13 protein-coding genes and 1 pseudogene are annotated in these 11,609 nt (G+C 62.7%); 2 read left to right on the top strand and 12 right to left on the bottom strand.

What is annotated here, in order from left to right; all coding sequences use genetic code 11:
• The first annotated feature begins 88 nt into the window (after positions 1 to 88).
• Both earP and efp read left to right on the top strand, forming a co-directional pair.
• A complete protein-coding gene (earP, locus tag QZ613_RS05165; protein WP_291866493.1) occupies positions 89 to 1,240 on the top strand; it encodes an elongation factor P maturation arginine rhamnosyltransferase EarP in 1,152 nt (383 codons plus the stop codon).
• 36 nt (positions 1,241 to 1,276) lie between these two features.
• A complete protein-coding gene (efp, locus tag QZ613_RS05160; RefSeq protein WP_043568628.1) occupies positions 1,277 to 1,834 on the top strand; it encodes an elongation factor P in 558 nt (185 codons plus the stop codon).
• Between the two features lie 67 nt (positions 1,835 to 1,901).
• On the opposite strand, the gene nagZ is transcribed toward efp, so the two are convergent.
• The 12 genes and pseudogenes from nagZ to QZ613_RS05100 form a co-directional block, all read right to left on the bottom strand.
• Positions 1,902 to 2,939, bottom strand: coding sequence for a beta-N-acetylhexosaminidase (gene nagZ / locus QZ613_RS05155; RefSeq protein WP_291866498.1), 1,038 nt, complete (start codon positions 2,937 to 2,939; stop codon positions 1,902 to 1,904).
• Positions 2,936 to 3,322, bottom strand: coding sequence for a holo-ACP synthase (gene acpS, locus QZ613_RS05150; RefSeq protein WP_043568622.1), 387 nt, complete (start codon positions 3,320 to 3,322; stop codon positions 2,936 to 2,938). Before acpS ends, nagZ begins: the two co-directional genes overlap by 4 nt.
• Positions 3,319 to 4,080, bottom strand: coding sequence for a pyridoxine 5'-phosphate synthase (locus QZ613_RS05145; RefSeq protein ID WP_043568620.1), 762 nt, complete (start codon positions 4,078 to 4,080; stop codon positions 3,319 to 3,321). The genes acpS and QZ613_RS05145 overlap by 4 nt, the downstream gene beginning before the upstream one ends.
• Positions 4,077 to 4,793, bottom strand: coding sequence for a DNA repair protein RecO (recO, locus tag QZ613_RS05140; RefSeq protein ID WP_043568618.1), 717 nt, complete (start codon positions 4,791 to 4,793; stop codon positions 4,077 to 4,079). Before recO ends, QZ613_RS05145 begins: the two co-directional genes overlap by 4 nt.
• Positions 4,794 to 4,859: 66 nt before the next feature.
• On the bottom strand, positions 4,860 to 5,744 hold the full coding sequence (gene era / locus QZ613_RS05135) for a GTPase Era (RefSeq protein ID WP_043568616.1): 885 nt from the start codon (positions 5,742 to 5,744) through the stop codon (positions 4,860 to 4,862).
• Positions 5,741 to 6,412: a ribonuclease III gene (gene rnc, locus QZ613_RS05130; protein ID WP_043568611.1), complete on the bottom strand. Its 672-nt coding sequence runs from the start codon at positions 6,410 to 6,412 to the stop codon at positions 5,741 to 5,743. The genes era and rnc overlap by 4 nt, the downstream gene beginning before the upstream one ends.
• Positions 6,409 to 6,780 carry a DUF4845 domain-containing protein gene (locus QZ613_RS05125; protein WP_043568607.1) on the bottom strand — a complete coding sequence of 124 codons (372 nt, stop codon included), beginning with the start codon at positions 6,778 to 6,780 and terminating at the stop codon, positions 6,409 to 6,411. The genes rnc and QZ613_RS05125 overlap by 4 nt, the downstream gene beginning before the upstream one ends.
• An 11-nt stretch (positions 6,781 to 6,791) precedes the next feature.
• The gene (gene lepB / locus QZ613_RS05120; RefSeq protein ID WP_043568603.1) at positions 6,792 to 7,580 is read right to left on the bottom strand and encodes a signal peptidase I; all 789 of its coding nucleotides are present in this window, start codon (positions 7,578 to 7,580) and stop codon (positions 6,792 to 6,794) included.
• Between the two features lie 14 nt (positions 7,581 to 7,594).
• Positions 7,595 to 9,386, bottom strand: a pseudogene (lepA, locus tag QZ613_RS05115) (translation elongation factor 4).
• Positions 9,387 to 9,478: 92 nt separating this feature from the next.
• Entirely contained in the window at positions 9,479 to 9,730 is a 252-nt protein-coding gene (locus QZ613_RS05110) for a glutaredoxin family protein (RefSeq protein WP_291866513.1), read from the bottom strand.
• A complete protein-coding gene (locus tag QZ613_RS05105; protein WP_291866517.1) occupies positions 9,727 to 11,187 on the bottom strand; it encodes a DegQ family serine endoprotease in 1,461 nt (486 codons plus the stop codon). The genes QZ613_RS05110 and QZ613_RS05105 overlap by 4 nt, the downstream gene beginning before the upstream one ends.
• Positions 11,188 to 11,266: 79 nt before the next feature.
• Positions 11,267 to 11,609, bottom strand: a 343-nt coding sequence (locus tag QZ613_RS05100) for a SoxR reducing system RseC family protein (RefSeq protein WP_291981717.1), incomplete at its 5' end; no start/stop codon positions are given.

The following is an 11,609-nucleotide window of genomic DNA, read 5'->3' as shown; positions in this document are numbered from 1 at the left end:
TTTTGATGTTACCACGCCCGCTCGCCCCGCTTCCACAGCCCCCATTTCTGCGCCCCACGGCGCGCCTTCGCCCCACTCGCCCGCCCTCATGCCGAACAGCGTTACTCGACCCGACTGGGATATCTTCTGCAAGGTCATCGACAATTTCGGCGACGTTGGCGTCTGCTGGCGCCTGGCCAGGCAGTTGACCAGCGACTGGCAGCTGCACGTGCGCCTGTGGGTCGATGACATGGAGACCTTCCGGGCGCTGCTTCCGGAAGCGGACCCAGTGCTGTCGATCCAGGAGTTGCACGGGGTGGAAGTCCGCCGCTGGGAAGCGCCTTTCGTCGCCTGGCCCCCTGCGGCGGTGGTCCTGGAAACTTTCGCCTGCCGAATCCCCGACGCTTTCATCGCCGCCATGGCGCAGCAATCGCCACGCCCTGTCTGGATCAACCTCGACTATCTGAGCGCCGAAGCCTGGGTGGCTGGCTGTCATGCGCTGCCCTCGCCGCACCCGCGACTGCCGCTCAAGAAGTTCTTCTTCTTTCCCGGATTCACCCGCGACACCGGCGGTCTGCTGCGCGAGCACGACCTTCTCGCCCGCCGCCAGCAGTTCGCCGCCAGCCCCGACCAACACACCGCCTTCTGGCGCCAGGCGGGCGGTGGGCCACCGCCTGCGGGCAGCCTGCTGGTGTCGCTGTTCGCCTATGAGAATCCAGCCATCGGCGAACTGCTGCGGCTTTGGCAGGACGCGCAGACGCCTGTCTGCTGCCTGGCGCCACTCTCGCGCCCACTGAAGGCGATCGAAAGCTACGCCGGCCACCCGCTCCGGGCCGGCGATGTCGTGCGCCGCGGCGTGCTTGAACTCCGCCTCCTTCCCTTCCTCGAACAGAGCGCTTACGACCACCTGCTGTGGCTCTGCGACGTCAACTTCGTCCGCGGCGAGGATTCCTTCGTGCGGGCGCAATGGGCAGCGCGGTCAATGGTCTGGCACATCTACCCGCAGCACGAGAGCGCCCATCTTGCCAAGCTCGACGCTTTCCTGGACCTCTACTGCACCGACCTGCCCGCAGTGAGCGCGACCGCCGTGCGCGAATTCTGGCAGGCGTGGAACGTGGGGCACGTCGACGGCGCGCACTGGCAGAACTTCGCGTTGTGTCTGCCGACGCTGCGCGAGCACGCGCGACGGTGGCAAAAGGCACTCGCCAGAGAGGATGATTTGAGCACTCGCCTGCTGCGCTTTGCCCGTTCCAGGCTATAATTTTGGGTTTTCCCCAACCGTTTTCTGGAATGCGCTATGAAAACAGCACAAGAGCTTCGCGCCGGCAATGTCTTCATGGTCGGCAATGACCCGATGGTGGTTCTGAAGACCGAGTACGTCAAATCCGGTCGCAACGCATCGGTGGTCAAGATGAAGATGAAGAATCTGCTCACCGACTCCCCCAGCGAAACCGTCTATCGCGCCGACGACAAGTTCGACGTCATCCAGCTCGAGCGCAAGGAAGTCAGCTACTCGTACTTCGCCGATCCGCTCTACGTTTTCATGGACGCCGAGTACAACCAGTATGAAATCGAAGCCGACTGCATGAGCGACGCGCTCAACTATCTCGAAGATGGTATGGCCTGCGAGGCAGTCTTCTACAACAACAAGGCGATCTCGGTCGACCTGCCGAGCAGCGTCGTTCGCGAAGTCGTGTATACCGAGCCGGCAGTGAAAGGTGACACCTCGGGGAAGGTCATGAAACCGGCCCGTCTGGCCACCGGTTTCGAGCTGCCGGTCCCCGCTTTCGTCGAGATCGGCGACAAGATCGATATCGACACCCGCTCCAACGAATACCGCTCGCGCGTTCGCTAGCCATCCGCCACGCGGCGACCGCTTGCCATCGGCGAGAGGCCCCCGCCTCGGCTGCCCGTTCTCTTCCTCAGGCCGACAGTTCTCGCGCGGCCTTGATCCCGGCCTGATAAACGTCTTCCTGCTGCAGGCTGGTCCAATCGACGGCCCGGGTCAGCGGGGACAGGCGCTCGACCCGTGCGGCGCGCTGCGGGTCGGCGACCGGTCGCCAGCGGGCCAGCAGGTCGCCGACCGATTCCGGCGTATTGCACACCAGCAACATGTCGCAACCGGCGTCCCAGGCGGCCGTGCAACGCGCGACGATGTCGCCAGCGACGCTGGCCCCGGCCATCGACAGATCATCGCTGAAGATCACCCCGTCGAAACCCAGTTCCTCGCGTAGCAGACGTATCCAGACCGGCGAGAAGCCCGCCGGGCGGGAATCGACCTGCGGGTAGATCACGTGCGCCGGCATCACCGCATCGAGCGGCAAGCGCCGGTACGGTTCGAGGTCGGGCGCCAGCTCGTCCAGCCGACGCGTGTCAACGGGCAGGTCGACGTGCGAATCGGCCTCGACCCAGCCGTGCCCGGGAAAGTGCTTGCCACAGGCGGCCATGCCGGCACTGCGCAATCCGGCGATGAACGCCGCCGCCAGCTCGACAACAACCGCCGGGTCGCCATGCAGGGAACGATCACCGATGACGCTGCTTCTCCCCCAGTCGAGATCGAGTACCGGCGTAAACGACAGATCGACGCCGCGCGCACGCAGTTCGCCAGCGAGAACATAAGCCAGCTCGCCGGCTGCCGTCAGCGCAGCCCGCGGGTCGCGCTCCCACAACTCGCCGAGACGGCGCATCGCCGGCAGGGGCGTGAAGCCGTGCCGGCAGCGCTGCACCCGGCCCCCTTCGTGGTCGATGGCGATCGGCAGTGCCGGTTCGCGCAGGGCGTGGACTTCGCTGGTCAGCTGTTCGAGCTGCTCTGGCGATTGGTAGTTGCGGGAAAAAAGAATCAGACCGCCGACCAGTGGATGACAGAGACGCTGGCGTTCGAGCTCTGACAGGCCAAGCCCGGCAATGTCGATCATCAACGGGCCGAGCGGCCGTTGGATGGGTGAGTTCGTCTCATTCATGGTGTCCCCGCCTGCTCCATGATCACAAAGGCAACAGCATAGTCGTTCTCGTCGCTTATCGAGAGGTGGGCGACCAGCCCACGCTGGGCGAGAAGCGTGGCCAGCGGTGCTGCGTACTCGAACAGGGGGCGGCCCAGTGAATCATGAACGACCGCGATGTTCGGCAGCGTCACCGGCGACCTCAGACCGATCCCGAGCGCCTTGGCGAATGCTTCCTTGGCGGCGAAGCGCTTGGCGAGGAAGCGCGCCGGCTGGTGGGCACGCGCGAATTCCGTGCATTCCCGCGCCGACAAGAGCTTGGCCAGCGCGCGCTGGCCGTGTCGCTCGTAGAGCCCACCCAGGCGCGCCACGGCGACGATGTCGGTGCCGATACCCGCGATCATGTGGCCGTTGCCTGCGCCTGCGCCTCGCGCAGCAGGCGTTTCATCTCCCGGACCGCCTCGCGCAATCCGACGAAAATCGCCCGGCTGATGATCGCGTGGCCGATGTGCAGCTCGCGGATGCCGACCAACTGCGCCACCGGCTGGACGTTAAAGTAGTTGAGCGCGTGCCCGGCATTGAAACGCATGCCGAGCTCGCGCGCCACCGCCCCGGCGACGCTGATCTTTTCGATCTCGGCCAGGACCGCAGGGCTTTCGGGGTCTCGCCCCTGGGTATAGAAAGCGTGTGCATAAGGGCCGGTGTGGATCTCGCAGACGCGCGCACCGATGCGTGCGGCGGCTTCCACCTGCGCCGGGTCGGCGTCGATAAAGACGCTGCTGATGATGCCGGCGTCCGCCAAACGGGCCACCGTCCGGCGCAGCGCGGGCTCTTGCGAGAGGACGTCGAGCCCGCCTTCGGTCGTCACTTCGTGCCGACCTTCCGGCACCAGCATCGCCATCTGCGGCTTGACGCGACAGGCGATGGCGATCATTTCCTCGGTCGCCGCCAGTTCAAGGTTGAGCTTGATCTGCGCCAGCTCACGTAGCTTCTCGACGTCGGCGTCCTGGATGTGTCGCCTATCCTCGCGCAGGTGGATGGTGATCCCATCGGCCCCACCGAGGTGCGCTTCGACCGCCGCCCAGACCGGATCGGGCTCGTAGGTACAGCGCGCCTGCCGGATCGTCGCCACGTGGTCGATATTGACGCCAAGTTCGATCATAGTTCCTGTAGCTCCCTGAAGATCCGGCGGCTTGCCAGGGGCCTGCCTCCGGTATAGTGGCCAATCAGCGTGCGCATCAGCTGCTTGGCTTCGGCCAGCGAGCGAGGATCGGAAAAATCCTCCCGCGCCAGGTCGAGCAGCGTCCTGCCGCTCACCGCGAGCAGCGAGTCGCCCGGCCCGGCAAGGCGTACCGGGCCGCGCTCTATCTCGTAGCCGTAGTGCGCGTTGCCCTCTACCATGACACCGTCGGCGTCGGTGTCGAGCATCAGCCCGTAGCCGAGTTCCTGCAGGAGCGCCCGTTCGAAGCAGCGCAGGTCCGCTTCCTGCGCGCCAGCGGCAAAACGGCGCAAAGTCTCCGCATAGACCGAGAAAAGGCGAGCATGCGCATCCTCTCGCGGCAGCAGGTGCATCAATAGTTCGTTGAGGTAGTAGCCGCAAAACAGCGCTTTTCCCGCCAACAGGGGCTGTCCGCCCCGCCACTCGGCTTTCATCAGCGTCAGCACCTCGCCCCGACCCGCCCAGCCGACTTCAAGCGGCTGGAAAGCCAACAACACGCCACGCAAGGCCGAGCGCGGCCGGCGCGCGCCACGCGCGAGCAGCGCCACACGCCCGAAGTCGCGCGAAAAGACATCGACGATGAGGCTCGTTTCGCTGTAAGGGTAGGCATGCAGCACAAACGCCGGCTGTCCATCGACCTTGTGCCGCGGATTCACGTCCCGGCCTGCTCGCCGGCCAGCATCGAGCTCTTCGGCGCGTCTTGCCGCGAGGCACGATGCTTCCTATTCGTAGCCCAGGCTCTTGAGCAATTGCGCATCGTCGGCCCAACCCGAGTTGACCTTGACAAAAACTTCCAGAAAGACTGGCCCGCCAAACATCCGCTCCATGTCCTGTCTCGCCTCGGAGGCAATTCGCTTGACCACTTCGCCACCCTTGCCGATGACAATTGACTTGTGTCCGGCACGGTCGACGACAATCGCCGCGCTGATGCGGCGCAGCTCACCGTCGACGACGAAGCGCTCGACCTCGACGGTGGCGCCGTACGGAAGTTCGTCGCCAATCAGGCGAAAGAGCTTTTCACGAATATACTCGGCAGCCAGGAATTTCTCGCTGCGGTCGGTAATCTCGTCCTCAGCGAAGAGCAGCTCGTCGTTCGGCAAGTGCTTGCGCACTTCGCCAAGCAGCGCATCGAGCTGCGCGCGGCGCGTCGCGCTGACCGGAACGATGGCCGTAAACTCAGCCTCGCCAGCCAGTTGCGTGAGATAAGGCAAGAGCTCGGCCTTGTTCTTGATCTGGTCGATCTTGTTCACCACGATGATCACCGGACAGCCTTCGGGCAGCAGTTTGCGTACCGCGCGATCACGGTCGTCTAAGCGGCAGGCTTCGACGACAAACAGGATGACGTCCACTTCGGCAAGCGCCTGCCTGACGCCACGGTTCATCGCCTGGTTGAGCGCGTTGACGTGCCGGGTCTGGAAACCTGGTGTATCGACGAAGACATACTGCGCATCTGCCGCGGTGAGGATGCCCATAATGCGATGGCGAGTGGTCTGCGCGCGGCGCGAGACGATGCTCACCTTTTCGCCGATCAAAGCGTTGAGCAGCGTCGACTTGCCGACGTTTGGGCGACCGACGATGGCGATCCGTCCGGAGCGGATTTCACTCATCCGCCGGTCACCGCGTCGAGCGCTCGTTCAGCAGCCACCTGTTCTGCCGCACGGCGCGTGCTGCCGCTGCCTTCGCTGCAGACACGCAGGGCGTCGATGGTGCACGTAACCGTGAAGTGCTGCGCGTGCGCTTCGCCCGCAGTATTGGTCAGCGCGTACTGTGGCAAAGCCAGGCGTCGGCCCTGCAGGTACTCCTGCAAGCGCGTCTTGGCATCCTTGATCCCTTCTCCTGGCGCCAGTTGCGCGAGCATGTCCTGGTACAGGCGAAGGATCACTTCGCTGGCCGCGGCGAAACCGGCGTCCAGCCACACGGCGCCAAACAGCGCCTCGAGGGCATCGGCCAGGATCGACGGGCGTCGATGCCCGCCGCTCTTCTGCTCACCCTCTCCAAGCAGCAGGTAGTCGCCCAATGAGAGCGCCAGCGCTTGCTGGTGCAAGCTGTCCTGCCGTACGAGATTGGCCCGCAGCCGCGACAGATCGCCTTCGGGAAGCGTCGGGAATTGTTCGAACAAGCGCCGTGCGATAACCGCATTGAGAACGGCATCACCGAGAAATTCGAAGCGCTCGTTATGCGGAGAAGAGTAGCTGCGATGCGTCAGGGCCGTCTGCAGGAGTTCGCCATCCCGGAAGCTGTAACCGAACGCCTTTTCGAATCCGCGCTCGGTCATTGTCCGGAGTCGCGTGCCGACGACGAGCCGGAGAAATCGATCAGAAGGCTGACATTGCCTACGAGCGGGATACGCCTCTCGTAGGCAAAGCCAACGACCACCTGGTTGTCCTCCTTGAAGACATCCAGATCAGCCGGGCCGAAGGTCTTGATATGCTCGACTTCAGCATAGCGGCCATACGCCTGCCGAATCTCGGGGACGGTCTTACCCGACGACTCAGCGGCTACTACCTTGACCGCGTGCCTAATCTTGAAATACTCGATCACGTCGGGAAGTACTCGGATGACGAGGATGGCGACCAGGCCAATAACGATGCCCCACAGCAGGAGAGCGGAAAGTGCCAAACCACGCTGACGCTTGATAGTCATAGTGTGAGTCCTCAACCGAACGAGCCAATCCGTTTGAAATCACTGAAATTCAACCAGATAAAGAAAGCCTTGCCGACAATATTCTCTTCGGGCACGAAGCCCCAGAAGCGGCTGTCACGACTGTTGTCGCGATTGTCGCCCATCACGAAATACTCGCCCGGCGGCACGGTACAGATCACGCCGACGCTATTGTAGGTGCAATTCCCGCGGTTCGGGAACTGCGCGGGATGGGGAATGAACGCCGGCGCATCCCGATCATTGAGCACTCGATGTCCCTCGTCGCCCAGTTTCTCGATGAATTGCTCCGAGTAGTACAGCCGTTCCGGATGCAGATAATCCTCAACCTCCTCCAGCGGTACGGGCAAACCATTGATCGTCAGCTTCTTGTTCTGGTAGGCGACTTTGTCTCCGGGGATACCGATCACGCGCTTGATGTAGTCGAGCGAGGGATCCTCCGGATAACGAAAGACCATCACGTCACCCCGCTGCGGACTGTTAATGTCGATGATCTTCAGGTTGGCAACCGGCAGACGAATTCCGTACGTATATTTGTTGACGAGAATGAAATCACCGACCAGCAGCGTCGGAATCATCGAGCCGGACGGGATCTTGAATGGCTCGACGATGAACGAGCGCAGCACGAAGACGACCAGAATGACCGGAAAGAAACTTGCCCCATACTCGACCCACCACGGCTCGCTGGCGTCGACCGCCCGGCGCTTGCGAAAAAAGAAGGCATCCGCCGCCCAGACAGCACCGCTGACCAGCAACAGGATCAACAGGATCAATGCAAAATTCACTGGTTCACTCCCCTCTACTTGCCGACACGCAACACAGCAAGGAAAGCCTCCTGTGGAATCTCGACTGACCCGACCTGTTTCATGCGCTTCTTGCCTGCCTTCTGCTTCTCGAGCAGTTTCCTCTTGCGCGAGATATCGCCGCCATAACACTTGGCGGTGACATCCTTGCGCATCGCCTTGACGTTCTCACGGGCAATGATGTTGGCGCCGATGGTGGCCTGAATGGCGACATCGTACATCTGCCGCGGGATCAGCTCACGCATCTTGGCCGCCAGTTCACGCCCGCGATAGATGGCGTTGCTGCGATGCAGAATCACCGACAGGGCGTCGACTTTTTCACCGTTGATCAGAATGTCGAGCTTGACCACGTCGGCCGCACGATACTCTTTGAACTCGTAGTCGAGCGAAGCGTAGCCACGCGAAACCGACTTCAGGCGGTCGAAGAAATCCATCACCACTTCGGCCATCGGCATCTCGTAAACCAGTTGCACCTGACGACCGTGATAGGTCATGTCGACCTGGTTGCCGCGTTTCTGGTTGCACAGCGTAATGACATTGCCCAGGTAGTCCTGCGGCACGAAGACGGTAATGGTGATGATCGGTTCGCGGACTTCCTCGGTCTTCGACAGATCCGGCAGCTTGGCCGGGTTCTCCACCTGAACGACGCCGCCGTCACGCAGCAGTACTTCATAGACGACCGTTGGTGCCGTGGTGATCAGGTCCTGGTCGAACTCGCGCTCAAGACGTTCCTGGACGATCTCCATGTGCAGCAGGCCGAGAAAGCCACAACGAAAACCAAAGCCGAGCGCCTGCGAGACCTCGGGTTCGTAATGCAGCGAGGCATCGTTGAGCGTCAGCTTCTCGAGGGCGTCGCGTAGCGAGTCGTACTGATTGGACTCGACCGGATAGAGGCCGGCGAAGACCTGCGACTTGATTTCCTTGAATCCCGGAAAGGCCTTGGCCGTCGGCCGATCAAACAGGGTCACCGTATCGCCGACCTTGGCGGCCTGCAGTTCCTTGATCCCGGAGATGATGTAGCCGACCTCGCCGGCGCGCAGCGCGTCACGGGGCACCGCTTTCGGGGTGAACACGCCGACCTGATCGCAGAGGTGCGTCGACCCGGTGGCCATCAGGCGTATCCTCTCCTTCGGTCGCAGCGTACCGTCGAAGACGCGCACCAGCATCACCACGCCGACGTAGTTGTCGAACCAAGCGTCGATCAGCAGTGCCTTGAGCGGCGCCTCCGGGTCACCCTTGGGTGCGGGAATGCGCGCAATGATCGCTTCCAGGACGTCTTCGACGCCCTGGCCCGTTTTTGCCGAGGTCAATACCGCTTCGCTGGCGTCGATGCCGATCACATCCTCGATTTCCTGACGCGCCTTGTCCGGCGTCGCTGAAGGCAGATCGATCTTGTTCAGAACCGGCATGACATCGACGCCAAGCTCGATCGCCGTGTAGCAGTTGGCGACGGTCTGGGCTTCGACGCCTTGTGAGGCATCGACGACCAGCAAGGCTCCCTCACAGGCGGAGAGCGAGCGTGACACTTCGTAGGAGAAGTCAACGTGCCCCGGGGTGTCAATGAGGTTCAGGTTGTAGATCTCACCACTGCGCGCCTGGTACTGCAGCGCTGCGGTCTGGGCCTTGATGGTGATCCCGCGCTCGCGTTTCGATGGCCATCGAGTCCAGCACCTGCGCCTCCATCTCGCGATCGGAAAGTCCGCCGCAAAGGTGGATGAATGCGATCGGCGAGCGTCGACTTGCCATGATCGATGTGGGCGATGATGGAGAATTGCGGATGTGTTGCATGGACATCGTGTCGGCGCCGTCTCGGCCGCGCCGCCCCTGAAAAAAAGGGTGCCGGTGGGCACCCTTGGTCGAACTGCCTGAAGGCGCGGATTCTAGCCGATTTCGCTCAAATAATCACGGACTTTGCTGACCTCGAGGAAGTAGTGGCAAAGCTCGCGGCCATCGTGCAGAAGGACCGGCACCAATTCGTCGTAGCGCTTTTCCAGCGCCACGTCGGCGTCGACATCGAGCACCTCGACGGCAAAATCCAACTCCTCCGCAAGGACTGCCAGGGCCGCTTCCATGTCCTGACAAAGATGGCAGTAGCGCCGCGATATCAGCGTCAGGCGGGTCGTCGGCTTCACTCGGCGCGCCTGTCGCTGAGGCCCTTGATGGTGACGAAAGTCTGCATCTCACCGCGCCGCACCAGCAGGGTGACGTTGGCCGATTTGTCAAGCGCTGCCAACAGCTTGTTGAACTGCTCGACGCCGGTCAACTCGGTACTCGTGCCGCGCGAGATGATGGCCAGGATGACGTCGCCGGGCCGTAACTCGGCGCGCGCCGAATTTCCGCGGACATCGTCGATCAACAGGCCGTGGTTGAGCTTGAGCTCGCGCTTCTGCTCCGCGGTCAGTTCGGAGACCAGCAGGCCGAGCCGATTGGCAGCGCGCTCGGCCGGCTTGCCACTTCTGGTCGCGCGACCGGCAAGCTTTTCCTCAGGAATCTCACCGACCACCACGGTCACCTCACGGCTGGCCCCCTTGCGCCACAGCTGAATCTTGACCTTGCTACCCGGCGCGGTCGCGGCGACGATGCGTGGCAGATCGCTGGAGCTATTGACGGTTTTGCCGTCGAATTTCAGGATCACGTCGCCCGCGGCGACACCTGCCTTGTCCGCCGGCCCGCCGCTCTCGACGGCGTTGACCGCGGCGCCCATCGCCTGATTCAAACCGAAGGACTCGGCCAGCTCCTTGCTCACTTCCTGGATGACAACCCCGATGCGGCCGCGGCTGACCTTGCCGGCCGTGCGCAGCTGGGCCTGCACATCCATCGCCACGTCGATCGGAATGGCAAACGAAATGCCCATGAAGCCCCCGGAACGGCTGTAGATCTGGGAGTTGATGCCGACCACCTCGCCCTGGAGATTGAACAGCGGTCCGCCGGAATTGCCCGGATTGACCGCCACATCGGTCTGGATGAAGGGCACGTAGTTCTCCTGTGGCAGCGAGCGCCCCTTGGCACTGACGATTCCGGCAGTCACGCTATTGTCAAAGCCGAACGGCGAACCAATGGCCACGACCCACTCGCCGACCTTGAGCACATTCGGGTCACCAAGACGGACCGTCGGCAGCGATGTCGCCTCAATCTTTATCAGCGCCACGTCGCTACGCTTGTCGGCACCAATGACTCTGGCCTTCAGCTCGCGTTTGTCGGTCAAGCGAACGAGGATCTCGTCTGCGGCATCGACAACGTGCGCATTGGTCAGGATGTAACCATCGGCGCTGACAATGAACCCGGAGCCAAGAGAACGACTCTGGAACTCGCGCGGCTCACCCGGAACGCCCGGCATACCCGGGAAACCGGGCACTCCCGGCTGGCGGGGAATGAAGCGCCGAAAGAACTCGAACATGGGGTCGTCTTCATCAAACGGGAACGGCTGCGCGCCGCGCCCGTTGCTACGTGCCGTCTGGGTGGTACTGATATTCACCACCGCCGGCCCCTGTTTCTCGACCAACTCGGTGAAGTCGGGCAAGCCGCGACTCTGGGCTTGCCCAAACAGCGAAAAAACGCTCAACAAGAAAGCCGCAAACAACTGTTTCATGGCACCAAATACCTCCTGAGTGTCATTGCCGATCAAACCGGCAGCAATACAACGGATCTGGGGACGGCGGAAAGGAAGATCAAGATGTGATCGATGGCTGGCAGCGCGGGTCGGCAGCATCACGCCGTTGCGCACGGCGCAAGCCCAGCCAGCCGACCAGCAAACCGGCAAGCGCACCACCGATGGCACCCAGCTCGCCTGCCCAGGCCGAACCGGCCAGCGCCCCGATCAACAGCGCCAGCAAGGGGAAGACATAGGCAGCAAGGGCACTGCGGCGAAGCGAGCCGGCGCCGATACGCACGCGAACGTGCTCACCCACCGCGCGCCGTTCAGGGTTGGGTACCCGGAAAGTGCGCGGCGTGGCGCAAAACAGCTTGGCAAGATGGTTGCCACCGCAACCGCCGACTTCGCGGCAGCGACGC

This window comes from Candidatus Accumulibacter sp. ACC005 (genome assembly GCF_907163215.1).
GTDB classification, from domain to species: domain Bacteria; phylum Pseudomonadota; class Gammaproteobacteria; order Burkholderiales; family Rhodocyclaceae; genus Accumulibacter; species Accumulibacter regalis.
The sequence above is the reverse complement of the archived record's forward strand: the minus strand, read 5'-3'. Positions and strand labels throughout refer to the sequence as shown.

Coding starts and splice junctions, on each gene's coding strand:
- earP (WP_291866493.1), top strand. CDS start 89: ATGCCGAACAGCGTTACTCGACCCGACTGGGATATCTTCTGCAAGGTC.
- efp (WP_043568628.1), top strand. CDS start 1,277: ATGAAAACAGCACAAGAGCTTCGCGCCGGCAATGTCTTCATGGTCGGC.
- nagZ (WP_291866498.1), bottom strand. CDS start 2,939: ATGAATGAGACGAACTCACCCATCCAACGGCCGCTCGGCCCGTTGATG.
- acpS (WP_043568622.1), bottom strand. CDS start 3,322: ATGATCGCGGGTATCGGCACCGACATCGTCGCCGTGGCGCGCCTGGGT.
- QZ613_RS05145 (WP_043568620.1), bottom strand. CDS start 4,080: ATGATCGAACTTGGCGTCAATATCGACCACGTGGCGACGATCCGGCAG.
- era (WP_043568616.1), bottom strand. CDS start 5,744: ATGAGTGAAATCCGCTCCGGACGGATCGCCATCGTCGGTCGCCCAAAC.
- rnc (WP_043568611.1), bottom strand. CDS start 6,412: ATGACCGAGCGCGGATTCGAAAAGGCGTTCGGTTACAGCTTCCGGGAT.
- QZ613_RS05125 (WP_043568607.1), bottom strand. CDS start 6,780: ATGACTATCAAGCGTCAGCGTGGTTTGGCACTTTCCGCTCTCCTGCTG.
- QZ613_RS05105 (WP_291866517.1), bottom strand. CDS start 11,187: ATGAAACAGTTGTTTGCGGCTTTCTTGTTGAGCGTTTTTTCGCTGTTT.